At 63.6% G+C, this 25,179-nt stretch carries 23 protein-coding genes; 4 read left to right on the top strand and 19 right to left on the bottom strand.

Annotation, left to right across the window (positions count from 1 at the left end):
* Positions 1-2: 2 nt before the first annotated feature.
* The gene (locus tag CSQ91_RS24500; RefSeq protein WP_034778378.1) at positions 3-1,982 is read left to right on the top strand and encodes a monovalent cation:proton antiporter family protein; all 1,980 of its coding nucleotides are present in this window, start codon (positions 3-5) and stop codon (positions 1,980-1,982) included.
* Here CSQ91_RS24500 and CSQ91_RS24495 read toward each other — a convergent pair whose 3' ends face one another.
* The 3 genes from CSQ91_RS24495 to CSQ91_RS24485 form a co-directional block, all read right to left on the bottom strand.
* On the bottom strand, positions 1,983-3,140 hold the full coding sequence (locus CSQ91_RS24495; RefSeq protein WP_070259586.1) for a GGDEF domain-containing protein: 1,158 nt from the start codon (positions 3,138-3,140) through the stop codon (positions 1,983-1,985).
* A 34-nt stretch (positions 3,141-3,174) separates the two neighbouring features.
* Positions 3,175-4,026, bottom strand: a complete 852-nt coding sequence (locus CSQ91_RS24490) for an MOSC domain-containing protein (RefSeq protein ID WP_099389878.1) — start codon at positions 4,024-4,026, stop codon at positions 3,175-3,177.
* Between the two features lie 128 nt (positions 4,027-4,154).
* Positions 4,155-5,249: a type II asparaginase gene (locus CSQ91_RS24485; RefSeq protein ID WP_070259582.1), complete on the bottom strand. Its 1,095-nt coding sequence runs from the start codon at positions 5,247-5,249 to the stop codon at positions 4,155-4,157.
* 133 nt (positions 5,250-5,382) lie between these two features.
* Between CSQ91_RS24485 and CSQ91_RS24480 the strand changes: the two genes are divergently transcribed.
* Both CSQ91_RS24480 and CSQ91_RS24475 read left to right on the top strand, forming a co-directional pair.
* The gene (locus CSQ91_RS24480; RefSeq protein ID WP_143451091.1) at positions 5,383-5,877 is read left to right on the top strand and encodes a hypothetical protein; all 495 of its coding nucleotides are present in this window, start codon (positions 5,383-5,385) and stop codon (positions 5,875-5,877) included.
* Positions 5,874-6,710, top strand: a complete 837-nt coding sequence (locus CSQ91_RS24475) for a MipA/OmpV family protein (RefSeq protein ID WP_092609085.1) — start codon at positions 5,874-5,876, stop codon at positions 6,708-6,710. Before CSQ91_RS24480 ends, CSQ91_RS24475 begins: the two co-directional genes overlap by 4 nt.
* A gap of 2 nt (positions 6,711-6,712) precedes the next feature.
* On the opposite strand, the gene CSQ91_RS24470 is transcribed toward CSQ91_RS24475, so the two are convergent.
* The 15 genes from CSQ91_RS24470 to CSQ91_RS24400 form a co-directional block, all read right to left on the bottom strand.
* Positions 6,713-9,166 carry a TonB-dependent receptor gene (locus CSQ91_RS24470; protein WP_099389876.1) on the bottom strand — a complete coding sequence of 818 codons (2,454 nt, stop codon included), beginning with the start codon at positions 9,164-9,166 and terminating at the stop codon, positions 6,713-6,715.
* A 104-nt stretch (positions 9,167-9,270) separates the two neighbouring features.
* Complete coding sequence (locus CSQ91_RS24465; protein ID WP_099389875.1) at positions 9,271-10,254, bottom strand: siderophore ABC transporter substrate-binding protein; 984 nt, start codon at positions 10,252-10,254, stop codon at positions 9,271-9,273.
* 1 nt (position 10,255) lies between these two features.
* Positions 10,256-11,026, bottom strand: a complete 771-nt coding sequence (locus tag CSQ91_RS24460) for an iron ABC transporter ATP-binding protein (RefSeq protein ID WP_099389874.1) — start codon at positions 11,024-11,026, stop codon at positions 10,256-10,258.
* Entirely contained in the window at positions 11,023-11,973 is a 951-nt protein-coding gene (locus CSQ91_RS24455) for an iron chelate uptake ABC transporter family permease subunit (protein ID WP_099389873.1), read from the bottom strand. The genes CSQ91_RS24460 and CSQ91_RS24455 overlap by 4 nt, the downstream gene beginning before the upstream one ends.
* Positions 11,970-12,926 (bottom strand): ABC transporter permease, encoded by a 957-nt coding sequence (locus CSQ91_RS24450; RefSeq protein ID WP_257217464.1) that lies wholly within the window; start codon positions 12,924-12,926, stop codon positions 11,970-11,972. Before CSQ91_RS24450 ends, CSQ91_RS24455 begins: the two co-directional genes overlap by 4 nt.
* 13 nt (positions 12,927-12,939) lie before the next feature.
* Positions 12,940-14,715, bottom strand: coding sequence for an ABC transporter ATP-binding protein (locus CSQ91_RS24445; RefSeq protein ID WP_099389871.1), 1,776 nt, complete (start codon positions 14,713-14,715; stop codon positions 12,940-12,942).
* The gene (locus CSQ91_RS24440; RefSeq protein ID WP_099389870.1) at positions 14,709-16,475 is read right to left on the bottom strand and encodes an ABC transporter ATP-binding protein; all 1,767 of its coding nucleotides are present in this window, start codon (positions 16,473-16,475) and stop codon (positions 14,709-14,711) included. The genes CSQ91_RS24445 and CSQ91_RS24440 overlap by 7 nt, the downstream gene beginning before the upstream one ends.
* A gap of 114 nt (positions 16,476-16,589) precedes the next feature.
* Positions 16,590-17,558, bottom strand: a complete 969-nt coding sequence (locus CSQ91_RS24435; protein ID WP_099389869.1) for a FecR domain-containing protein — start codon at positions 17,556-17,558, stop codon at positions 16,590-16,592.
* A 3-nt stretch (positions 17,559-17,561) separates the two neighbouring features.
* Positions 17,562-18,080: a sigma-70 family RNA polymerase sigma factor gene (locus tag CSQ91_RS24430; protein ID WP_099389969.1), complete on the bottom strand. Its 519-nt coding sequence runs from the start codon at positions 18,078-18,080 to the stop codon at positions 17,562-17,564.
* Between the two features lie 121 nt (positions 18,081-18,201).
* Entirely contained in the window at positions 18,202-19,617 is a 1,416-nt protein-coding gene (locus CSQ91_RS24425; protein ID WP_099389868.1) for a lipopolysaccharide biosynthesis protein, read from the bottom strand.
* An 18-nt stretch (positions 19,618-19,635) separates the two neighbouring features.
* The gene (locus CSQ91_RS24420) at positions 19,636-20,184 is read right to left on the bottom strand and encodes a dTDP-4-dehydrorhamnose 3,5-epimerase family protein (RefSeq protein WP_083299562.1); all 549 of its coding nucleotides are present in this window, start codon (positions 20,182-20,184) and stop codon (positions 19,636-19,638) included.
* 55 nt (positions 20,185-20,239) lie between these two features.
* On the bottom strand, positions 20,240-21,163 hold the full coding sequence (locus CSQ91_RS24415; protein WP_099389867.1) for a glycosyltransferase family 2 protein: 924 nt from the start codon (positions 21,161-21,163) through the stop codon (positions 20,240-20,242).
* A gap of 110 nt (positions 21,164-21,273) precedes the next feature.
* Positions 21,274-22,365, bottom strand: a complete 1,092-nt coding sequence (gene ychF / locus CSQ91_RS24410; RefSeq protein WP_034778348.1) for a redox-regulated ATPase YchF — start codon at positions 22,363-22,365, stop codon at positions 21,274-21,276.
* Between the two features lie 153 nt (positions 22,366-22,518).
* The gene (locus tag CSQ91_RS24405; protein ID WP_034778346.1) at positions 22,519-22,752 is read right to left on the bottom strand and encodes a helix-turn-helix domain-containing protein; all 234 of its coding nucleotides are present in this window, start codon (positions 22,750-22,752) and stop codon (positions 22,519-22,521) included.
* Positions 22,752-23,327, bottom strand: coding sequence for a DUF2975 domain-containing protein (locus CSQ91_RS24400; protein WP_099389866.1), 576 nt, complete (start codon positions 23,325-23,327; stop codon positions 22,752-22,754). The genes CSQ91_RS24405 and CSQ91_RS24400 overlap by 1 nt, the downstream gene beginning before the upstream one ends.
* Positions 23,328-23,445: 118 nt before the next feature.
* Between CSQ91_RS24400 and CSQ91_RS24395 the strand changes: the two genes are divergently transcribed.
* On the top strand, positions 23,446-24,543 hold the full coding sequence (locus CSQ91_RS24395; RefSeq protein WP_099389865.1) for a serine hydrolase domain-containing protein: 1,098 nt from the start codon (positions 23,446-23,448) through the stop codon (positions 24,541-24,543).
* On the opposite strand, the gene pth is transcribed toward CSQ91_RS24395, so the two are convergent.
* Positions 24,544-25,128 carry an aminoacyl-tRNA hydrolase gene (gene pth, locus CSQ91_RS24390; protein ID WP_099389864.1) on the bottom strand — a complete coding sequence of 195 codons (585 nt, stop codon included), beginning with the start codon at positions 25,126-25,128 and terminating at the stop codon, positions 24,544-24,546.
* Positions 25,129-25,179: the final 51 nt, after the last annotated feature.

The raw sequence follows: 25,179 nt of genomic DNA, 5'->3' as shown, positions 1-25,179 counted from the left end.
CCATGTTTTCCTCGCTTGAACTGACCCTGATGTTACTCGGCAGCGCCGTGCTGGGCGTGGTCGCTTTCAGAATGTTGCATTTGCCGCCCATGCTGGGCTACCTGGCCGTCGGCATCGTCATCGGCCCCCACGCGCTGGGCCTGGCGGCTGAAAACGAGGCCAGCCACACCCTGGCCGAGTTCGGCGTCGTCTTCCTGATGTTTTCCATCGGGCTCGAGTTTTCCCTGCCCAAGTTCCTCGCCATGCGGCGCATCGTCTTCGGCCTTGGCATGGCGCAGGTGGTCACCACCATCATCGCCACCGTCTTCTTCGGCTGGTTCGTCGGACATTACCTGTCCGCCTACATCCACCTGAGCTGGCAAGCCGCCTTCGCCCTGGGCGGCGCGCTGGCCATGTCGTCGACGGCCATCGTCTCGAAAATGCTCACGGAACGGCTGGAACTCGAAAGCGAACACGGCCGCAAGATCATCGGCATTCTGCTGTTCCAGGACCTGGCCGTCGTGCCCCTGCTGATCCTGATTCCCGCCCTCACGCGCGATTCGGACAACTTGGCCGAAACCCTGGCCTGGGCCGGCGGCAAGGCCCTGGTGGTGCTGATCTTGCTGCTTTTCATCGGCCAGAAGCTGGTGCGCGGCTGGCTGACCATCGTCGCCAAGCGCCGCTCGCAAGAGTTGTTCATGCTCAACCTGCTCCTGATTACCCTGGGCGCGGCCTGGATCACGGAACGGGCCGGACTGTCGCTGGCCCTGGGAGCGTTTGTTGCCGGCATGCTCATTTCCGAGACGGAATTCAAGCATCAGGTGGAAGAGGATATCAAGCCCTTCCGCGACGTGCTGCTGGGCCTGTTCTTCATCACCGTCGGCATGCTGCTCAATATCCGTGTGGTGTTTGAGAACTGGTGGCTCGTCCTGCTGCTGCTGTGCGGCCCCGTGCTGCTGAAATTCGCCCTGATCGCGGGCCTGGCCCGGCTGTTCGGCTCCAGCAACGGCGTGGCCTTGCGCACGGGGCTGGGACTGGCGCAGGCGGGCGAGTTCGGCTTCGTGCTGCTGAACCTGGCTGGCGGCATCAAGCTGATGGACCCGTTCGTCGTGCAGGTGGTGCTGGCGTCGATGGTGCTGTCGATGCTGGTGGCGCCCTTCCTCATCGCCAAGTCCGACGCCATCGTCATGAAACTGGCGGCCAACGACTGGATGATGCAATCGTTGGCACTGACCAAGATCGCCACGCGCACCATGGCGTCGCAGAAACACGTGCTGATCGCCGGCTTCGGGCGCAGCGGACAAAGCCTGGCCACCCTGCTGGCGGAAGAAAAGATCGAATACCACGCGCTGGACCTGGACCCGGAACGGGTGCAGGAAGCGCAGCTGGCCGGCGCCCACGTGTCGTATGGCGACGCGGGCCGGCGCGAAAGCCTGGTGGCGGCCGGCATCTACCGGGCCAGCGCCGTGGTGATCACGTATGCGAATACGCCTTCGGCACTGAAGTTATTGCATTTGCTCAACGAAATGGCGCCAACCCTGCCCGTCATCGTGCGCAGCCACGACGATACCGACCTCGACCAGCTGAAGAAGGCGGGCGCGGCCGAAGTGGTGCCGGAATTGATGGAAGGCAGCCTGATGCTCGCTTCGCATGCGCTGATCATGATGGGCGTGCCCCTGCGCCGCGTGGTGCACCGGGTGCAGGCGGCGCGCGAAGAACGCTATGCGTCCTTGCGCGGCTATTTCCATGGTTCCAGCGACGCGGGCGACGATGCCGAACTGGAACGCCTGCATACGGTCACCGTCAACGAGGGCGCGCACTGCGTGGGACTGCCCTTGAGCACGATCGACGTAGCCGGCTGCGGCGCGTTTGTGACCGCCATCCGCCGCGGCCGGGGCCGCCTTGATGTCACCCCGGAGACGCAGCTGGCCAGCGGCGACGTGGTGGTGCTGCGCGGCACGGCAGACGCCGTGGCCAAAGCAGAAACCTTGCTATTGAAATAATTAGCCGGGCTGCGCCTGCCAGCTGACGACCTTGTTGCGGCCATCGGCCTTGGCCTGGTACAGGGCCTGGTCGGCGTGCGCCACCAGCTGCTGCGCCACCGTTTCGATGGGGAGTAGCGCCGCGTCCGCTTCCAGGCTGGCCACGCCGATCGACACGCTGACCCACGCTTGCGCGCTGCCCGGCAAGTCAAACATGGTGCCGGCGATGCTGGCGCGAATGCGTTCGGCAACAAAGGTCGCGCTATCGAGGTCGGCGTCGATCAGCAGGACGACGAATTCCTCGCCGCCGAAACGGCCCAGCGCATCGGAGCGGCGCAATTCCGTGCGGATGCGCGTGGCAACCTCGCGCAGCACTTCATCGCCGCCCTGGTGGCCATGCGTGTCATTGACCAATTTAAAATGGTCGATGTCGATATACATGCATGAGATGCAATAATTCTGGCGCCGCGCGCGGGCGATTTCTTCCAGCAGCCGGCGGTCGATATAGCGCCGGTTGTAGACGCCCGTCAAGGAATCGGTCAAGCCGATGTATTTGAGCATTTCATTGCTGATCACGTTTTCCAGGCATATGGCGATGATGGACGCCATGTGCTTGATGAAATCCGTGCCCAGCGCGGGCGTAAAGCGCGTCACGTCGCTGCTGGCCAGGTTCAGGCTGCCAATCAGGCGCTTGTTGCGCAGCAAGGGCACCAGCGCCACGCTGCGCAGGGCGTCGATCTGCGGAAAACGCGGGCCATGCACGGCCGCGTCGAAGGCACCCAGCAGCGGCAACGGCGGCAAGGCCGCCTCCCCCTCGGCCACGGACGCCGGCGGAGCAAAACCCAGCTCCGCCACGGCATGCACAAACAGCAACTGCGGGAAGGCGCTGAAATCGACGCCCAGCTTTTCCATCACCAGCACGATATCGTCATCCTCGTCGAGCAGGCTCAGGGTGACGCCGTCGAGGTCGGAAATCACGGGCAAAGTGCGGAAGATGGTGCCGATCAATTCGGGAAAGGTGGACGCGCTGACGATTTCCAGGTCGAACGCCTGGTGCCGGCACATGATGTCGTGGTTGCGCTCGACCTGTTCCAGCAGGAAGGCCATGCGCGCGCGCAAAGCCTGGTTTTCGGCTTCGAGGCTGGCAATGCGCGGGTCCGGCGGTATTGCTTGATTCATAGAAACCTTAAACCCTTGTGTGCGGGCGCCATGCTTAAAATGCCAGTTCGAAACCGATGTCCTGCCCCACCACGATACGCTCATCGCCGCCTTCGGTGACGATGGCGTTCATGCCGAAGCAGATGGCGCCGTCGAGCTCGGGTTTGGCGCGATAGCCATGCATGACGTCGAGCGGGTCCGGGCCGGGCACGCCCGTGGCCTGGTCCACCGACGGGATCGGGCAGCGCGAACACGGCTTGACGGGTTTCAAGGTGGTCGCGCCGAATTGCAGGAAGTCCGCGTAGTCTTCCTCGAAGGCGCCGATGTCGCCAATGACGAGGTTGGGACGGAAACGGTTCATCGGCAGCGCTTCACGGCCGGCGGCGCGCAGCTTGTCATTGACATCGGCTAGCGAGGCGGCACCGGCGATCAGCACGGGATAGCCATCGGCAAACATGGTCGAGGCAGCCACGCCATCCGTCCATTTGGTGCTGGTGGCGCGCACCACGTCCGGGTGAAAGCGCGCCAGGCGGCACGGCACGCCGATGGCCTTGGAAAACCACGTGGCCGTGACGTCGTCGCAATCGTAGGCGCGCACGGTATCGTCCCACACTTGCACGTCCAGCATCGGTGCCAGTTGCGGGTGCGGCAAGCCCAGCTCGATTTCCAGGCGCAGCATGCCCGGCGCGCGTAATTCCAGGGTCGTGGCCTTGATGGATGGCACGATCAGCGCCATGCGCGGATATTCGCGCTGGGTCAGGAAGCGGCCTTGCGCATCCACCACCATCCATTCGCGGTCGAACACGTGCTCGCTCATCAGCCCGGAGCGCGTCAGGACGGCCTCGCGCAAATGGATGCCGGCGCACGATTTGATCGGATACAGAATGATGTCGGACAGGATAGCCATGGACAGGGGAGAAGGAACAGTATTGCTGCTTCTGCCAGGAAATTATTCAGAAGCGAAGTATGGCAGCAAAGCGGGCAAGCGTAAATCTACCAGGCCCAGCCGAAGCGACCGGGCCGGCGTGACAGCGATCAATAGGTATAGAAGATACGCTGGATTTCTTGCGTGCTATTCGTTTTGGTCAGGGCCAGCATCAGCAGGATGCGGGCTTTTTGCGGGTTCAGGGTGTCGGATACGACACTGTCGAGTTCATCGTCGTTGGCTTCGCCATTGCGCGCCACGATGCCCTGGCCGACGCGGCTCGAACGCACGATCAGCACGCCCTTCTGGCGCGCTTCCACCAGGGCCGGCTTCATTTGCGCGGCCACGCTGCCATCGCCCACGCCCGCGTGGATGATGCCCTTGGCGCCGGCAGCAATGAAGGCATCGATGCCGACACGGTTCATGTTCGCGTAGCCGTAGACGATGTCCACTTGCGGCAGAGCATCGAGCTTGCTGATGTCAAATTCCGATTCCAAGGTGTGCTTGCGCGTCGACTGGCGGTAAAAGAAGGCCTTGCTGCCCTGGATATAGCCGAGCATGCCCAGTTCCGGCGACTTGAAGGTGTCGGTGGTGGACGTATTCGTCTTTGTCACTTCGCGCGCCGCGTTGATCTGGTCGTTCAAGGCCACCAAGACGCCCTTGCCCACGGCTTCCTTGCTACCCGCCAGCATCACGGCGTTGTACAGGTTGATGGGGCCGTCAGCCGAGATGGCCGTCGATGGACGCATGGCGCCCACGACCACCACCGGTTTGTGGCTTTTCACGGTCAGGTTCAGGAAGTACGCCGTTTCCTCGATGGTGTCGGTGCCGTGCGTGACGACCACGCCATCGACATCGTTCGAGGCCAGCAGCACGTTGATGCGCTTGGCCAGGGTCAGCCAGTGGCTGTTGCCCATGCTTTCGCTGGCGATCTGGAACACTTGCTCGCCTTTCACATTCGCCACTTTCTTCAATTCCGGCACGGCCGCGATCAGGCGCTCGACGCCCACGGTGGCCGAGGTGTAGCCGACGGTGGTGGTGCTGTCGGCGCCGCTGCCGGCGATGGTGCCGCCCGTGGCCAGGATCACCACATTCGGCAATTTGACGGCTGCCTGCTGCGCTCGCGCCGGGGAGGCGGCGATAAAGCCCATCAGCAAGGTAGCCAGCATCAGCTGTGCACAAGAATGGAATTTGCGTGAAAACATGGTGCTCCCGTGAAGTGTACTGTCAAAAATAACAAAGTCGTGTGCAAATTATATGTCATCCATGCCGGGGCAAATCCCGAATTCATGCGTATCGCGCAAACGTGCGCGCCTTCCCATGCGCTACAGTGGCGCCATGTCCACACTGCTCCCCTTCCGCTCTTGCCTCGTCCTGCCGCTGGTCTTGATGACGCTGGCAGCCTGCGCCACGCAGGTGGAACTGCGCATGGCGGCGCAGCAGGAGCAGTTCGGACGCGAGGCGGCCAGCCAGGGCGACTGGGCGCAAGCCATGCGCAGCTACGCGGACGCCGTCGGGAATGTCGAACTGGGCCATGGCGATCTCGCTTGGCAGGCGCGGCTGCACCACCAGGCGGGACGCGCCGCCAGCGGAGCCTGCCGCTACGATGCGGCCGAATTTCATTTCCGCCAGGCCATCGCGCTGGCGCAACGCAGCAAACAATCGAGCGCCCTCAGCTACAAGGCGCTGATCGACCAGTATGAACGCCAGGGCAAGGCGACGGAAGCCTTGGCCGTGCGCAATGAACTGGGCTGGCATCAATCGCAGGCGCTGGGTGCCTTTGCCGACCTGGAATCGCTGCCGGAGGGCAAACCTTGCGGAGTCCCCCGATGAATATCGCACGCACCTTGCTGGCCGCCACCTCCCTCTGCACTGCCATGGCGCCGGCGCGCGCCGCCGAAGCACCGCTGCCCTTATGGGAAGCGGGCGTATTTGGCGGCACGGCCGTCACGCCCGCCTATCCCGGCGCCAGCGAACGCTCGACGCGCAGCCTGGCCCTGCCCTATCTGATTTATCGGGGGAAAGTGCTGCGCGCCGACCGCTCCGGCGTGGGCGCGCGCCTGCTCAACACGGATCGCCTCGACTTCGATATCGGTTTTGCCCTGTCCTTGCCGGCCCGCTCCAGCGACGTGCCGGCCCGGCGCGGCATGCCGGACCTGGGCACCCTGGTGGAATTTGGTCCGCGCCTGAAAATCAAGCTGGCCGAGCCGACGCAGCACAGCCGCCTGGGGCTGGAATTGCCCTTGCGCGCCGTCATCGAAGCGCGCGGCGGCCTGCGTCGCCAGGGCGCCACGTTCGAGCCCCGCTTCGTCTACGCGCTGCAAGGCGGGCAGCAGGCATGGCATGTCGATGCCAGCCTGGGCGCCGTGCTGGGCAATGCCGCCATCAACGATTACTTGTATGGCGTGCGCCCCGCGTTTGCCACCGCTCAGCGCCCGGCGTATGCGGCAAAAGGCGGGCTGATGCTCACGCGGCTGGGCCTCGGCGGTTCGTACCGGCTGCACCCGGACTGGCGCGCCTTTGCCTTTGTACGCTACGATACTTACACAGGCGCCGCCAACCGCGCCAGCCCCCTGTTGCGCCAGAACAGCGGCACCTCGGCCGGCATCGGCCTGATGTGGACGTGGCAACGTTCAAGCAGCCTGGCACGGGGCCCGGACGAATAGGCTTAAAACTCCGTCGTGGCCGACAGCATGACGGTACGCGGCGCGCCCAGGCCCAGGCTGGTCCATTGCGGCAGTGCCCAGTACGCCCTGTTGCTGACGTTCGTCACGCTGGCGCGCACGGTCAGGGGCCGGCCAGCCGCCTGAGTCGCATAGCGGGCGCCCACGTCAAACACGGTACGGCCCGGCACGGACATCGAATTGTCGGCATTGATGTATTGCTTCGATGCCGCCGTCGCGTTCGCGGTCAGGGTCACGCCGGGAATGGCAGGCGTATCCCATTCGACACCGAGCTTGGCTTGCAGCTTGGGCACGCCCGTGGCCTGTTTGCCCTGGTTGGCGCCGCCCACCGTCTTGCTCAAGACGGGATCGACATACGCCACGCCGCCCATCAGGCGCACGTCGCGCAAGGGCGAACCGAAGAAGCCCCAGTCGATGCCGCGGTTGCGCTGTTCGCCGCCAAAGGAAAAGATATTGCTGACCGGGTCGATATAGCTGCTGGGCCGCTTGATTTCATACACGCTGACCGTATGCGCGAACTCGCCCAGGTCGACCTTGAAGCCCAGTTCCGCCTGCTTCGACTTGTACGGCGCAAAGACCTCGCCCGAATTGGCCGCCGTCAACGGCGCCGTGGCGCCCTGGCTCAAGCCTTCGATGTAGTTGCCGTACAGGGAAATCGTCTTGCTGGCCTTGACCAGCACGGCGACGGCCGGCGTGGTGGCGCCTTCGTCATAGCGCGAGGTGCGCGCGCCCGTCTTGATGTTGAAGTTATCACTGAGCACTTCCTGGCGGCGCAAGCCCACCGTCAGCTGCACGGTGTCTTGCGCAAAAGAAAGCGTATCGACCAGGCCGACACTGGTCAGGCGCAGTTCTGCCTTGGAAATCTGCGGCGCCTCGAAGCGCGTCGCCGGACCCCAGACGGGGTTGTAGATATTCGTGATCCAGTCTTTCGCCAGGGTATTCCTGCGGCCGTACTGCTTGTCCGTATGGTGATAATAGGTGGCGTTGACGGCCCATTGATGGCCGATATCGCCCGTGCGCAGCTTGCCCCGCAAGCCCGCTTCCGCCGATTGCTTTTCCACGTCGAAGCCCAGGTCGGCGACGTTGGTGCGGTAATCGCCGGCCGTGTTGAATACCTGGATCAGGTAGGCGCCCGTCGACTGGTAGTCGGCCCGGCTGGCGCCCACGGCGGCATACGCCATCATTTGCGCGTTCAAGTCCAGCTCACCGCGCAGCATGGCGCCCTTGTCCCTGGTATCGTAGAACGCCCAGCTGGGATTTAATAAGGTTTCCGCTTTCGGCGGACGCGGCACGGGCAAGCCGGCGGCCAGGTTGACGCCCCGGTTCAAGCCATCGGCGCGGTCCTCGCTGTGATACAGGTCGGCGGACAGGCGCGCACCGTTGCCACGCCAGTCCAGGCCCACGGAGACGAGCTTGGTCTTCTTTTTCTGATGGTCGATGGCGCCGTCGCCATCGCGGTAGACGCCGTTGACGCGGATGCCGAACTGTTGATGCTCGCCGAACCGTTGGCCCAGGTCCACATGGCCGCCCCATTGCGCGTCCGACATATACGACGCCGTCACCCGCGCCAGCGGCGCATCGCCCGCGCGCTTGGGCACGAGGTTGATGCTGCCGCCCACGGAACCGCCCGGCGGCATGCCATTGAGCAAGGCTGACGGTCCCTTCAGCACCTCGATGCGCTCGAACATTTCAGGCGAGGTGCGGTAGTAGGGCGAGATGCCGTACAGGCCGCCAAACGCGACGTCGCCGATATTCGAACTGAAGCCCCGTATCGAATAATTCTCACCGATGATGCCCGTCATGCCGCTGCTGAAGACGGTGGGGTCGGTGGCGGAAATCACATCGGTGATGTCGCGCGCCTGCCGGTCTTCGATGAATTTATCCGTATAGCTGATGGTGTTGAACGGGGTTTCCATGAAGTCCTTGTCTCCCAGGAATCCCACGCGGCCGCCGGACGCCACTCGGCCGCCTGCGTAGGCATCCGTCACCGCATTGCCCTTGCCCCATACCGTCACGGCCGGCATGGTGGCGGCAGCCTCGGCGGCGGCGCTATGTGCCGCTTCGCGGCGCACCGTGTAGCTGCCATTACCCTCGCGCACGGCTTGCAAGCCGTGGCCGCGCAGCAATTCGTAAAAGCCTTCAGGCACGCTGTAGCTGCCGGACAGGCCGGTGCTGCTCTTGCCTTGCAGCAGGTTAGCCTCGACCGTCAATTCAACGCCCGCCTCGGCGGCAAAGGTATTGAGGGCCAGGCCCAGTGTACCGGCCGGCACGTTGAACGCTTGCCGGGCCTGGCCCGCCCCCGCTTGCGCGTAGGCTGACGGGGCCGCCACGCCCAACGCCCCTACGGTCAAGCCCGTGATAAGCGCCAGTTGCACGGCGGTGGCGATGCGGCTCAGGTTCAAGGCGGGAAGGTGGCGCGTTGCCATGCGTTGGGTCATACAGTAAATCCTTTCAGATGGGATGATTGCTTGCTCTCACCCTATCTCCCGAACGAAAAGGCAAAACCCTCAATGCAAATACGAATCATTACGAAAACTATTGATTACTGATAGCCCTTCAGCACATCGTCGATCACCCGCTTCAGCGACGTCACGCTGGCCGCCGTGATGTACCAGGCGTCGGCATCGACAAAGACCACGCGGCCATTCTTCCAGGCATTGGTCTGGCGCAGTAGCGGATTGGCCATCTGCTCGGCCGTCATGACGGGACGGTGTTCCATCACGGCCGTGCGGTCCACCACATAGATGATGTCGGGATTGGCTTGCTGGATGAATTCGCTGGAAATCGGCTGGCCATGCAAGCCCGCCTCGACGGCTGTGCTGGCAGGTTTCACGCCCAGCGCATCGAAGACAAAACCGTAGCGCGACTGCACGCCGAACGCGCTGAAGGCGCCATTGTTGTGCAGCACGATGAGCGCCTTCTCGGGACGGTCCTGAATCACCTTGCGCGCGTCCGCCACCTTGGCGTCGAGCTCCTGCGCTTTCCGGCTGGCGATATCTTCCTTGCCGAAGATGCTCCCCAGGGTCAGCAAGTGTTGCTTGACCACCTCGATGTGCTTGCTCTCGCTGTTCTGGTAATCCACGTCGAAATGCAAGGTGGGCGCGATCTGGCTCAGTTCCTTGTAGTGGTTGGCCTGGATCGACGTCATCAGCACCAGATCGGGCTGGAGCGCATGGATGTGCTCGAGATTCGGCTGCACGATGGCGCCCAGGTCGCGGATACCCTGGTCTTCCTTGTAGCGCGTGAGGAAATGCGGCACGTAATCCTTCACCATGCCGGCCACGGGCACGCCCAGCTGGTCGAGAAAATCAACTTCGTTCATGTCGAGCACGGCCACCCTCTGCGGACGATGTGTGAGCACCGTCGTGCCCAGCTTGTGCTCGATGGTGATGGGGGTAAATACCTGCTCTGACGCGGAAGCGGCGGGCGCTGGCGGCGCCGTGGCCGCCTTGTCGCTGCAGCCTTGCAGGGCGGCCATGGCGGCGAGCAGCACGGCCAGCGCGCAGCGGGATTTGTTCCAGATCATCTCAAGCTCCTGTGGGGGTAAAGTAATTGCAGACACAGCCGCGCTCGTTGCGCACGATGTGAAAATCGATGTCGTACAGCGCCCGCAAGCGCTGTTCCGTCACGACCTCGTGGGCGGGACCGGAAAAGCGCACGGCGCCGCCCTGCATGGCGACGATGTGGTCGGAATAATTGGCGGCGAAATTGATGTCGTGGATCACCAGGACCACGGTGCGGCCCTGCTCGTCGCACAGGCGCCGCAGCGCGCGCATGATCTGCACGGCGTGCTTCATGTCGAGGTTGTTGAGCGGCTCGTCAAGCAGCAAAATGTCCGTCTGCTGGGCTATCGTCATGGCCAGGAAAGCCATCTGCCGCTGGCCGCCGCTCAACTCATCGACATACGCCAGGCGCAGATGCTCCAGCGAAAGGAAGGCGATGGCGTCATCGATGGCTTCCCGGTCTTGCGGCGTCAAGCTACCTCGGCTGTAAGGAAAGCGCCCGAAGGCGACCAGCTCTTCCACCGTCAGGCGCAGATGAAAATCGGGCGACTGGCGCAGGGTGGCCACCAGTCGCGCATAGTCCTGGATCTTGATGTGCGCGATGCTGCGCCCGTCTATCGTAATCTCGCCGCCATGCGCTTCCTGCAGGCGCGCGATGAGCATCAGCAAGGTCGTCTTGCCGGCGCCATTCGGGCCGATCAAGGACGTCACTTTGCCCTTGGGAAACTGCGCGCTGACGTTGTCCAGCACGCGCCTGGCGCCGTAGCTTTTTTCGATATGGTTGACGTGGATCATGCGGTGCCCCGGGTTCGGACCATGAGCGCGAGGAAATACGCGCCACACACCAGGTTGACGAGGATGCCAACCGTGGTCCGGTAGTTGAAAACGTGCTCGACCAGCAGCTGGGCGGCCAGGAAGATGGCGATGGCGATGGCGCAGCCCAAGGGCAAGGTGACGCGATGGCGTGCCGTGCGGGCCAAGGCGTAAGTCGTGTTCGCTACAAAGATGCCCATAAAGGCCGTGGGCCCCAGCAAGCTTGTCGATACGGCCACCAGCACGGCGATCAGCGCCAGTTGCAGCCGCACCATGCGCCGGTAATCGATACCGAGCGAGATGGCCTGCTCGCGCCCCAGCGCCAGCACGTCGAGCGCCGGCAGGGTTTTCACCACCGCCACGCAGGCAGCGCCCACCAGCAAGGCCGAGTACAGCAATTGTGCGGGCTGCGCCTTGTTGAACGATGCCTGGCTGAAACCCTGCAAAATGGCAAATTCACCGGGACTGATGCGCAGCTGGATGAACTGGGTCAATGTGCCGATCACCATCGTCAGCACGAATCCCAGCAGCAACAGGAAATACACGTTGTTCTTGCCATCACGAAACAACCAATAGTGGATGGCCCAGGAATACGCGAGCATCAGCGCGATGGACAGCACGAAGTTGCCGTTCTGCCCCAGCAGCACCACGCTGTGCATGCCCATCGCGAGGATCAGCAGCGATTGCAACAGCAAATACACGGCTTCATAGCCCATGACGGCCGGCGTCAGGATGCGGTTGCCGGCGATGGTCTGGAACACAATGGACGACACGGCCACGCAGACGCCGCCGATGACGATGGCGGCCAGGCGCGATAATCGCTTCGGGATGACGTAATCGAAGTCGAGATTTGCGCCGATGAAGAGGAAAGCGAGCCCCAATGCAAACACGGCCAGCCACAGCGTCCGTTGCTTCAATACACGCCTCATCGCCGCCCCCGGATGATCAGGACAAGGAACAGCACCCCGCCCACGCCGCCCGCCGTCAGGCCGATCGGCACTTCGAATGGATAGATCAGCAGGCGCCCGGCGATGTCGCAGGCCAGCAGCAGCGCCGCGCCGCCCAGCGCCACGATGGGCAGGGTGCGCGCCAGGTTGTCGCCGTAACGCAAGGCCACCAGGTTGGGAATGGCCAGCCCAACAAACGGGATCGCCCCCACCGTGATCACCGTGGCCGCCACCGTGACGGCCACCAGCATCAAGCCCAGCGCCACCGTACCCGCATAGTTCAAGCCCAGGCTGGTGGCCATGCCCTCGCCCATGCCCAGCACGGTAAAACGCTGCGCGTACACATACGTGAGGGCAACGATGGGCAGGGTCAGATAAATGATTTCATAATTGCCCTGCACGATGCGGGAAAAATCGCCGAGCAGCCAGCCCTGCATGCTTTGCAGGATGTTGTGGCGGTAGGCATAGAATTCGGCCAAGGCGCTGAGCACGCCGCCATACACGAGGCCGATGACGGGGACGAGGATCGTGTTCTTGAAGCGGATGCGGCGGATCAGGGCAACGTACAGTACGCTGGCGGCAAAACAGAAGGCCAGCGCGAACGCCATCTTGCCGGCAGTGCCCGCCGCGGGCGCCATGGTCAGCGCCACGAGGATGCCCAGCTTGGCCGCGTCGAGGCCGCCCGAGGTGGCCGGTTCGACGAATTTGTTGCGCACGATGTGCTGCAGGATGACGCCGCAGACAGCCAGGCCCACACCCGTCAGCACCAGCGCTGCCAGGCGTGGCAGGCGGCTGGCCGTCAGGGTCAACCAAGCATCGGCGGACAGCGCGTCGGACGAGGACAACAGCTGCGCCCACTCCATCTGCCTTGCACCGACCAGCAAGGACGCGCAGCACAGCAGGAAGAACAGGCACAGCAGACTCGCGCGTGTCAAATCGTCATCCCGTTCATTGCTGCGGCGCGGCGGAGGCGATGCGCCAGCCCTTGGCCGCCTGGCGCTGCGCCAGGAAGTGCGCATACAGGCCGTCCTGCGCGCGCAAGGCGCTTGGCGTGCCATGCTCGCAAATCGTGCCACCGTCCAGCACGACGATCTGGTCGGCCATGGCCACCGTCGACAGCTGGTGCGCGATGACGATCACCGTGCGCCTGCCGCGCAGCCGCGCCAGCGCTTCGGCGATGGCGGCCTGGTTTTCCGCGTCGAGCGCGGCTGTCGCCTCGTCGACGAGCAGAATCGGCGCATCCTTGACCAGCGCGCGCGCAATCGCGATACGTTGGCGTTCGCCGCCGGACAGGCGCGCGCCGCCCTCGCCCACCAGGGTATCGAGCCCCTGCGGCAAGCGGGCGATGATTTCGGTCACACCCGCCTGCCGCGCCGCTTCCAGCACCTCGGCATCGGTGGCATCCGACTTGCCGATGCGGATGTTGTCGCCGATGCTGCCCTGGAACAGATAACTGTCCTGGAAGATCTGGCTGATCTGGCCGGCCAGTTGCTCGCTGGACATGTCGCGCACATCGACGCCGCCCACCAGCACCGTGCCGGCACTGGCGTCAAAGAAGCGCGCGATCAGGCGCACCAGGGTCGTCTTGCCGGAGCCGGAGGCGCCGATCAGCGCCGTCATGCTGCCCGGCGCAATCTGCAGGTTGATGTCCGTCAATACGTCGGTCTGATCCTGTGCATAGCGGAAAGCCACGCCGCGCAGTTCAACGGAACCATCGCGCGGCGCCTGCGGCTTGTGTGCTTCCGGCAAGGGCTGCACGGCGAAAATCTCGCGCGCCGCGTCCAGCGGGCCGCGCGCGCCGCGCAGCACTTCGCCATAGCTGGCCACTTCCTGCAGCGGGTCGACAAAGCGCACCACCAGCAGCAAGGCCACGATGACGGCGATGGAGTCTTGCGCAGCGGCGGCTCCGCCCGGCAGACGATTGAAGCACAGCGCGGCGGCGGCCAGCAAGGCGGCGAAGATGGCTTGCACGGTCCAGGCGTTAAGCACGGACGACAGCGCCGACAGATAAATGAGCCGCGTGCCCGCGTGGCGCTGCGCGTCGATGGCTTGCTGCAGGAAACGCGTGCCGCCGTCAGCCGCACCACCGCCGTTACCATTGAAGGCGCGCAACACCGATTGCGCTTGCGCAAACTCCACCAGGCGCTGGCTGGTCTGGGCAAAATGATGGTGGTAGGCATCGTCGGCGCGCTGGCCCAGGTATGCCGTGAGCCGCAAGGCGCCGGCCAGCAGGGGCAGCGCCAGCAACGCGATGACACCCAGCTGCCAGTGCAGCGCAAACAGCGCGGCAAGCATCACCACGGGCGTGACGGCACCGCAGATGACAGGCGTGAGCACGTGGGCGGGCAGCTGCGCCACATTCATCATGCCTTGCGTGATGACGTGGCCCAGCTTTGCCGTATTCTCCGGCGTGAACCAGCCGACGGGAAGGCGCGCCACGTGGTCGCCCAGGCGCTGGCGCGCCCCTTGCAAGACCGTCACGCCCACGCGCACGCCGGCTTTTTCCACCTGGCGCCGCCAGGCCCAGCAAGCGACCAGCCCGGCCAGCAGCACGATTAGCCACAGGGCCGCACCGCCCGTATCGCCGGCCAGCAAGCGTCCCAGGGCCAGCACCAGCGCCGTGATCGTCAGCCCGCTGAGCACGCCGTACGCAAGCGCCATGGCAACATAGCGGCGAAACACGGGCGCATCGTCGCCCAGCAGTTGAATGAATGTTTTCAGCATGGAAGCACCGTTTCTTTCGAGGTGTCTTGATAGCCGCCCAGCGCCCACAGTTGCGCATAGCGGCCCTGGTGGGCAAGCAAGCCGGCATGGCTGCCCTGCTCGACGATGACACCGTTCTCGACAACGACGATATTGTCGGCATGCATGACCGTGTCGAGCCGGTGCGCGATCACCAGCAGGGTGCGGCCTTGGGCAAAGCGCGACAGCGCGTCCTGGATCGCCACTTCGTTTTCCGCATCGGCCGCGGCCGTCGCCTCGTCGAGCACCAGCACGGACGGGTCGAGCAGCACGGCGCGCGCGATGCTCACGCGTTGCAACTCGCCGCCGGACAGTTGCGCATCCTCGCCGATGACGGAATCGTAGCCGCGTGGCAAGGCCAGGAGGCGCTCGTGAATGTTCGCCAGGCGCGCCGCCGCTTCAATTTCCTGCAAGCTGGCCGACGGCCGGCCCAGCCCGATGTTCTCGCGCACGCTGGCGTGGATCAGCCGCACTTCCTGCAGCACAAAACCGATGCGCCGGTACAGCTCGGGCGTGGCGATGTGCCGCAGGTCGACGCCACCGAGGGTGATGCGTCCTTCGGTCGGGTCGAAAAAGCGCAGCAGCAACCGTGCCAGGGTCGACTTGCCGGAACCGGAGGCGCCGACGATGGCCGTCACCGTGCCAGGACGCAAAGTGAGCGTGATGTCCGACAGCACCTTGTTGTGTCCATCGTAGGCATAAGCGACGCCTTCCAGGCGAATCTCGGTGCCAGCTGGCAATTGCTGCTCATCCGGTGCCGGCTGCGCCAGTACGGACGTGTCGAGCAAGGCTTGCACGCGCTGGGCGGCACCCGTGGCATTGTTGAGGTCATGCGTCAGGTAATGCAGCAATAGCATGGGCGCGGACATGCCGGGTGCCATCAGGGCGAACGGCAGGATATCCACAGGCGCCATCGCCTCCAGCGCCACGAAGGCCGTGCCGGCAATCACCACCACGCCCAGCACGGCGACGGGCGCGATCAGGGCATTGGCATTCGCCATCGAGCCGACCAGCGGACGCGTAAACGCGGCGAATGCCGCGGCAAACGCATCGACGGCAGTGCGGTAGCTGCCATGCGCGCGTCCCGTGGCGCCAAAGGCCTTGACCACGGGAATGCCGTTGACGAACTCCACCACGGCATTGTTGATGCGCCCCATGCCGGCGACGAATTGTTCCATGTTGCCGCCGCTGGCTTTCATGGCACGGCCAAAGAACAGGAAGAAGCCTGGAAATGGCAGGATGGCAATGAGGGCCAGGCGCCAGTCCATGGCGAACAGGTAAATAATGGAGATGGCGATGGCGCCCACGGCGCGCCCCGTCGTCGTGTAGAAGTGCGCCGTGAGGCTGTGCAGGGTATTGATGTCGTCCTGCATCGCCTGCTTGACCTCGCCCGAAGCGCGGCTGGTGAACCAGCCCAGCGGCACTTGCCCCAGGCGCTGCATGGCTTGCAGGCGCAGTTGATGGGTGAGGCGGTTGTCGGCCAGGTGCGCGGCCAGCTCGCCCAGCGAGATCAGGGCCATGCCGGCAAACAGGCAAGCGACGCTGGCGATGATGATCTGCCATACATCGCCTCGCGCCAGCGCGGGATTCAGGGCGATTTGCGCGATCTGCGCGATGCCTGCCAGCGGTACCAGGGTCAGCATGGAACCAGCGCCGGCCAGCACGGCGGCGGCGATCAGGCGTCCGCGGATGGGCTGGAGTATCCGGCTGATCGGGCCGGCCTGGCGGCTTGGGCTACTCATGGGAAAGGCGGGGGAAAACGTGCATAAGGTCAATGATTAAAGGTGGCTCTCACCCTATATCCCGAACGAGAATGTAAAACCCTCAATCGGGCCCGCGAAATTGTCAGGCAGAGGTTAGGGTATGGCTTGCACCGTCACCCAGTAGCGCGTGCGCGCAACGATTTGCACGGGCAAGGCCAGCGCCAGGTTGTGCAGCGCGCGGTCCGTGTCGCGCAGGGAAAATACGCCATTGACGCTCAAGCTGGCCACGGCAGGGTCGCAGCGCAGCAGGCCGGGGCGATAGCGGGCCAGTTCCGCAAGCAGCTCGTCCAGGCGCATGTTGTCGGCCACCAGCACGCCCTTGCTCCAGGCCATGGCGCTGGCCGGCACGGGTGCTGCCGATTGCACGATGTCGGCCGAGAAGATGGCGCTGTAACCCGTGTCGATGCGCACGGCCTGGCCAGGCGCATGCGCGAGGCGCACTTCGATGGCGCCCTCGAAGACGGCCACGCGCGACGTGTGTTCGTCTTGCCGCAATGTAAAACGCGTGCCCAGCGCCCGCACCGTGCCGTGGCGTCCCTGCACGCGGAAAGGCCGCTGCGCCGGATCGGGATCGTGCGCCGTCGTGACGAGGATTTCGCCGCTGCGCAGGATCAGCAAGCGCTCGCTGGCGTCGAAGCGCACGTCGATGGCGGAAGCGGAAGCGAGCATCACGCGCGTGCCGTCAGGCAAAGTAATCTCGCGGATCTCGCCTGTGCCGGTGCCGTGGCCGGCCGTGGCCACTTGCCAGGCATCCGTGCCGCGCAGCAGGTACGCCATGCCGCCCACGGGCAGCAGCACGGCCAGCAGCTTCAGGGCACGGCGGCGGTTCAGGTAGGCGGCCGGCGCCGGTTCGCGCAGCGCATGCCGGGCCGCATCGCGCGGCACGCTGTGCAGCTTGCCTTCGAACGCTTGCAAACGCTGCCAGGCGAGGTCGTGGTGCGGATGGGCGGCACGCCAGCGGGCACAGGCAGCCCGGTCTTCCTCGCTGGAGTCATCGGACCACAGGCGCGCCATCCACTGGGCCGCCTGCTGCACGATGGCCGGTGCAATCACCACCTCCATGGCTCAGGCGTCCGGCGCATGCATGGCCTCGTAGCAGGCCAGCAAGCCGGCGGCGATGTATTTTTCGACGGAGGACACCGAGACGTCCAGTTCGGCGGCGATGTCGCGGTAGCTCAGGCCATCGAGTTTGCACAGCAGCAATGCCTTGCGCGCCTTGGCGGGCAGCCGGTGCAGCACGGCATCGATTTCCGTCAGTGCCTCGATCACCAGGGCGCGCTCTTCCTCGGACGGCGCCAGCGCTTCGGGCACCAGGGCCAGCACTTCCAGGTAGGCCGCTTCGATCTGGCGGCGGCGGTACAGGTCGATGACCATGCCGTTGGCGATCTGCGTCAGGTGACGGCGCGACTCCCCGGCCGGCGGCACCCTGCCCGTCTTCATCAGGTGCAGGTACACATCGTGCGCCAGGTCGGCCGCATCGAAGGCATTGCCGAGTTTACGGCGCAGCAAGCCACGCAGCCAGTGATGGTGGTCGGTGTAAAGACTGCTGACTTGCTGCTGAAGCGCTAACTCGGCGGTGCTCACGATACCCTTCCTGTCGCCAACGGCCGGCAAGAACAGGCGCATCGGATTATAAATGAGAATTATTCTCATTGTACGCGGAGTAACAAGGAAAGCGCAACACGGCGGCGGGCAGCAAATGCTGTCAGCCCTGCTGCCTGGCCGGCTTGAGCAGCCTGAAGGCGGCCCATAGCGAAGGCCGATAGACGTGCAGTGCGGCCGCCAGCAGCACGCCCCACGCCAGCGGAGCAAGCAGCCCCAGGCGCTGGGCAAAAAGGGCATGCCCCATCGCCAGTAGCGACAGCACGATGGCGTTCTGGTACAGCGAACGGCGCGGCAGCGGACGCCAGACGCGCATGCCCAGTTCCGTCTTGACGACAAAATACACGAGGAAACCCAGCAGCTGCGCCACGGCGGCGCCCGTGGCGCCACAGCGCGGCACCAGCACGGCGCCCGCCAGCAAGGTGCCCAGCAAGCCTGCCGCGAAAGCGGCGATGGATAAGGAGGGACGGCGGGCCAGGCTGATGCCGACACCGCTCACTTCCGCCAGGGCGTACAGCAGCGGCTGGCCCACGGTGGCCACTGCCAGGTAGGCGACGCCATGATAATTGGGAGGCAATATCCATCCGATCAGCCAGGCCAGGGCGCCCGCCAGGCAAAAGCCCACGACCACGATGGCCTGCGCATGGCGGCAAATGGCGGCAATATTCGACAGGTCGCCACCGGCGGCGGCCCATTTGTGCACTTGCGGCACCCAGACAATCGTGAAAATCGACTGCACCAGCCAGGCGCCGGCGGCCACGCGCATGGCCAGCGCATAAATACCGAGTTCCTCAAAGCCGGCAAAGAAACGCAGCAAGCCCATGCCGGCCGACAGCATGGACAGGTAGAAAATGCCGCTCACCAGCAGGGGCCCCGCCTCGGAAAGCAAACGCCGCAGCAGCACGCGGTCCATGGCGGCAGCCCAGGCTTGCGCCAGCGATACGCGCGCATGCCACAGCAGCCATAGCGTGACCAGCCAGGTGGCGGCCACGACCAGGGTTGCCAAGTGCACGAAATTGCGCTGCGGATCCCACCACAGGACAGGCAGCAGCAACAGCAGCGTCATTTTTGGCAGCACCTGCGCCAGGCTGAATATCCAGGCGCGCTCCTGCATGCGAAAGAGTTGCGCGATCAGGCGATTGGCCAGGGCGCTCAGCATGCCTGCCGCGAACAAGACGGCCAGTGCGGGTTGCGCAACGTCAAATAACAGTTGCGCTACCGGCGCGGCAAACAGCAGTATCACGGCCAGCGCCACGGGAGCCAGCAGCACGGCCGGCAACAGGCACGCCTTCAGCAAGCCGCTACGCACGGTGCTGTAATGGTATTCATGCAGAAAGGCCTTATCCAGCCCCAGCGACAGCAGCAAACCGGCCACCGTGCACGCGGTCATGAAGAAATCCAGCTTGCCGATGTCGGCAGGCGGAAACAGCCAGGCCACGGCAGGCACGGTGGCAAGGCTGCACAGCAGCGACAAGATGGGGCCGGCTGAAAAACCCGCGAGACGGGTTAGGCGCATCATTCAGCCGGGCAGGGCATTTCAGCCATGCCTGTCGTTGGAGAAACGATACGGCACCGTGTCCGAATCGGCCGGCACGCGCCAGTGGTCCGGCGCATCATAGCGATACGCATGGTCCACCGCATTGACGAGGATGGCTGGCGTGCTGCAGTAATTCTGCACGCCATGCCAGACGCGCGGCGGCACGACGAGCAGGCCGGGACGCTTGGTGCCCAGCTTGAATTCGTTGAGCATGCCAAAGGTGGGCGAATCTACGCGCGCGTCGTACAGCACCACGCGCATCTGGCCCGCCGCCACGAACAGGCGGTCCGTCGTGATGGCATGCGCATGCCAGGCGCTCAGCCCGCCCGGCTCCAGGGTCGAGGCGAATATCTGGCCTATCTGCGCCGCATCGGGCACCCATTCAGTACGGAAAATTTCAGTCAGGCTACCGTACGCCGTCAAGACAGGCTTGATTTCCTGAAAAATCACGCCATCGATCAAGGAAGGTGTCGTCGGCTTCCATTCCTTGGTAATGCTTTCGCCATCCTGCTTCGCGCCAGCCAACAACCAGTTATCTTTCTCAGCCACCAGATTACCCCCAGAAATTTTATAAAAATGCTCTTATGTATTGCAACCGTATTATCTATCGCCGCGGCAGGTCCTTCAATCCCCGGCGGCGGCGCAATTCGCGTATAAACGTTCCTTTACGCCAATATTTAAGCCAATAACTGGGTTGTGGCGGCCACATGCCAACGCTATATAACATTCGGCGCGACAACGCTTTCATGGCAGTGACCACACATTGAAGCGGTGCAATGCGACGCTCATGGCCCACCTTGCCGTACAGCGTGGTGACAGCCTGCAGAATATTTAACGGATCTTGCATCTGTTCCCACCAGAACGCATGCTCGGCGTGTTGCCGGTCCAGGTAGGAATTGCTGCGGCTGCCAGACTGGATCAGTATGGCGCCGATGCGGGGATGGGCCAGCATCGGTCGACCCGCGCGGTACACGCGGTGCAACCACGCCTGCGACGGCCAGCAGCGCACTTCCCATGACGGCTGCCATGGCCCGATCTGCAGGGCCAGCTCACGCCGCATGACCCACAGCGTGGCCGGTACGTCCATCCACGGACGGTATGGTTGCACGCCGTCCGCCACCGCCCCCACCATGTGATATCCCTCCGGCAAGACTACCAGTCCCTGGCCAAAGACCAGGTCAGCGCCGGCGCGCTCGAGGACATCGATACTGCTTTGCAAATGATCGGGCAACCACAGGTCATCATGGTTCAGGAATGCCAGATAGGTGCCACGCGCCAGGCTGACACCGAGATTGTTGGGTCCCGTCTGCTCGCCGTAATTGGTGTCCAGGTTCACAAAGCGGATGCGCGCGTCGCCGAACGCGGCTACCACCTCGGCAGTGTCGTCGGTGCAGCAATCGCCGACGATAATCAGTTCCCAATCCTGCACGGTGCTGGCGAGTGCCGATTGAATCGCATACCCGAGGATATTGCTCCGGTTATACGTGGCCATGACAATGGAAACGAGCGGGTGTTTCTCTGACTGCATGGCAAGCCTTTCACATCACAGACAAAAAAATGCCGCCCAAATACATTGAGCGGCATTTCGCAATGGACGAATGCAGTATGTTGCTGGCGCTCGCCAGCAAGCATCTGTCCTTAGACGTTGAACAGGAAGTTCAGCACGTCGCCATCCTTGACCACGTATTCCTTGCCTTCGGCGCGCATCTTGCCCGCTTCCTTGGCGCCCGCTTCGCCCTTGTAGGCGATGAAGTCGTCATAGGCGATGGTTTGCGCGCGGATGAAGCCGCGTTCGAAGTCGGTGTGGATCACGCCGGCCGCTTGCGGTGCCGTGTCGCCCACATGGATGGTCCAGGCGCGCACTTCCTTCACGCCAGCCGTGAAGTAGGTTTGCAGGCCCAGCAGCTTGTAGGCGCCGCGGATCAGACGGTCCAGGCCTGGCTCTTCCATGCCCATGTCGGCCAGGAAAGCGCCCTTGTCGGCATCGTCCAGGTCGGCGATTTCCGCTTCCAGCGCGGCGCAGATGGCGACGATGGGCGCGTTTTGCGATTGCGCGTAGGCCGTCAGCTGGTCCAGCAACGGGTTATTCGTGAAGCCCGTGTCGGACACGTTGGCCACGAACATGGCCGGCTTGGCCGTGATCAGGCACAGCGGCTTGATCAGTTCCATTTCGTCGGCGTCCAGGCCCATGGCGCGCACGGGCTTGGCATCGTTCAGGTAAGGCATCATGCGTTCCATGATGGCCAGCAGCTTGGCCGCGTCCTTGTCGCCCGAACGGGCTTTCTTGTTTTCGCGGTGGATGGCTTTTTCCACGGTGCCCATGTCGGCCAGCGCCAGTTCAGTCTGGATGACTTCGATATCGTCGAGCGGATTGATCTTGCCGGCCACGTGGATGACGTTGTCATCTTCGAAGCAGCGCACGACGTTGACGATGGCGTCCGTTTCGCGGATGTGCGACAGGAACTGGTTGCCCAGGCCCTCGCCCTTCGATGCACCGGCCACCAGGCCGGCGATGTCGACGAATTCCACGATGGCGTTGACCATGCGTTCCGGCTTGACGATGGCGGCCAGCGCATCCATGCGCGGATCCGGCACTTCGACGACGCCGACGTTCGGCTCGATGGTGCAGAACGGATAGTTTTCAGCCGGGATGCCGGCTTTCGTCAGTGCATTGAACAGGGTGGACTTGCCGACGTTCGGCAAGCCGACGATACCGCATTGGAGACTCATGGAAAACCTTTAAATAATCAATATTGCCGGCAAGCGGCTGGTGCAAAACGGCCGTTGCGGGCGTTTTCTGGATAATCTTGCTGTATTAATGCTTGTAAGGGTCAATTGTACCTCTATGCACCCTACTCTTCAAAAAAACCGCCCTCTGTGCCGCTAACTGTCGCCATCCCCGTCGTCCGGCTGCGACGCATCGAATTCCAGGATGTCGCCGGGCTGGCATTCGAGCATCTCGCAGATTTTCGACAGGGTATCGAAGCGCACGCCGCGCACCTTGCCCGACTTTAAGAGGGACAAATTCTGTTCCGTGATGCCGATGAAGGCCGCCAGTTCCTTCGATTTCACTTTTTTCCTGGCCAGTACCAGGTCGAGGCGCACGACGATGCCCATCAGATAAACCCGCTGTTTTCATCGGCCAGGCGCTGGCCTTCATGCAGGATTTGCGCCAGCGCAAGGAAAACCGTGCACAGCAGCAAGGTCCACAAGTCGCCGCCCGTGATGTCGATGACCAGGCGCAACTGGCTCGTCCCCTCGTCCAGCAAGCCAAACAGCATGCCGCGCACGGTCGGCTCCAGCAACGTCAACACCGTTCCCAGCAGCAAGCCGCCGGCAAAACGGCGAAAGTGTCGCGCCACCTGCGGCGTAAAAAACACGCCCTGCTCGAACTGGCGCAAGACCACGGCCAGTTGGCGCACGGCGTCGCCCAGCACCAGCAAGGCTGGCAAGGCCAGCGCCAGGCCCAGACCCCGCTGCCACAAGGACATGGCCGCCAGGCGCTCGAATGGCTGGCTCTGCAATTGCAGCAACAATTCATACATGCCCGCATCGCCCAGGCTGCCATGCGCGGCTGGCGCGGGCGCCAGCCAGCCCAGCACCGTCAGCAGCAGGTACAGCACAAAGAACGCGGAGACGCCGTAGCGCACGCGCCGGCTCAGCGCCGCCGGTCCCTCTGGATTTTTTTTCATATTTAAAAGTATACGAAAGCGTCAAGTCTCGCTAGAATAAATTATCGTAAAACAATAATTAAATCATGTTTTGCGACCATTTTAACATGTTCGCTCACCCCTATCGACTGGAGACACGATGAAAACCCTGCTTGCCTCACTCGTTTGCAGCACCGCCTTTTTGCTCAGCGGCGCCGCCCGCGCCCATGACTTGCATGCCATGCTGCAGCAGGCGCTGGCCGACAAGAGCGTGCCGGCCATGGGCATTCTCGTCATCCGCGACGGCAAGATCGAGGCGCAAACGCAAGCGGGCGTGCGGGCCAATGACGGGCACGATAGCGTGCGCGCCGATGACGTGTGGAATATCGGCTCCGACGGCAAGGCCATGACGGTGACCCTGATCGCGCGGCTGGTGGAACGGGGCGTGCTGTCGTGGGATGCGCCGCTGTCCAGCATGCTGCCCGCGCTGGCCGGCGGCATGCGCGCCGAGTACCGTGACGTCAACCTGAAGGATCTGCTGTCGCACCGCGCCGGCCTGCCGCCCAATCCCGATGAGGCATGGATCAATTCCACCTATACGGACACGCGGCCATTGCCCCTGCTGCGCCTGGAATACGCGCAGCGGGCGCTGGCCGATGTGCCGGTAGCCGCGCCGCGCGGCGAATCGCACTACTCGAACAGCGGCGCCATGATCGCCGCCGCCATCGCCGAGCGGGTCACGGGCAAGACATATGAGGAACTGATGCAGGCGGAGGTGTTCGGCCCGCTGGGCATGCGGGCCGCCTTCGGCCCCACCGTGCGGGGACAAAACCTGGGCCACAAGGAAAACAAGCCGATCGCGGGCTTGATGGCCAGCAATCCGCTGATGATGGCGCCCGATGGGGAAATTCACCTGAGCATGCAAGACTGGGCCAAATTTGCGCTCGATCAACTGCATGGCGAGCAAGGCAAGGGGAAACTGCTGAAACAGGAAACGTATGTGTTGCTGCACACGGCGCAGGGCGACACAAATGCGGCATTGGGCTGGGGTGTGATGCACTTTCCGCCCCAGGCCCCGCAGCGCGTGCTCACGCACCTGGGTTCGAACGGCTACTGGCACGCGCTGATCGCGCTGGCGCCCGGCAGCGGCGACGGCTTGCTGATCGCCGCCAACGCGGGCGAAGGCAGCAGCGCCCAGGCCAGCCAGCAGCAGATGGCGAAAACCATCATGGCCGGCTTCGGCAAGGCGGGGAAATAATTACGCGGTGTGCAACTTCATCGTGGCCGCCTCGAACTTGCCCTCGACGATCTGCGGCATCACCTGCAAGGATTTGTCGATCGCCTGCTCGATCAGCTCCTGATCTTCGCGGCGCGGGCGGTGCAGCACGAAATCGGCCACCTGCTGCTGCAGGCTCAAGGTGCGCGGATGGCCGATGCCCAGGCGCAAGCGCCAGTAATCCTGCGTGCCAAGCGCGGCCGTAATGTCTTTCAAGCCATTGTGACCGCCGGCCGAGCCACCCTTCTTCAGGCGCGCGACGCCAGGCATCAGATCGAGTTCGTCGTGCACGACGAGCACTTCATCTGCGGCAATCTTGAAGAAGCGCGCCAGCGCGCCCACGGACTGGCCCGAGCGGTTCATGAAAGTCAGCGGTTCGAGCAGCCAGACTTCATTGCCGCCGATGGAAGCCTTGGCCAGCATGGCGTTATAGCGCGAATCGCGCTGCAAGCGCGTGCCGGGCAAGCTGTTGGCGAGGTTGTCCACCAGCCAGAAGCCGGCATTGTGGCGGGTTTGTTCGTATTCGGGTCCCGGGTTGCCGAGGCCGACGATCAGGCGTATGGGCATGGCTGTGTCTGCAGTGTAAAAACGTATTATCGGTGAAAACAGGCAGAAAAA

The sequence above is a fragment of the Janthinobacterium sp. BJB301 genome (assembly GCF_002735685.1).
Taxonomy (GTDB): Bacteria; Pseudomonadota; Gammaproteobacteria; order Burkholderiales; family Burkholderiaceae_D; genus Janthinobacterium; species Janthinobacterium lividum.
This window is presented reverse-complemented; position numbering and strand designations above follow the sequence as displayed.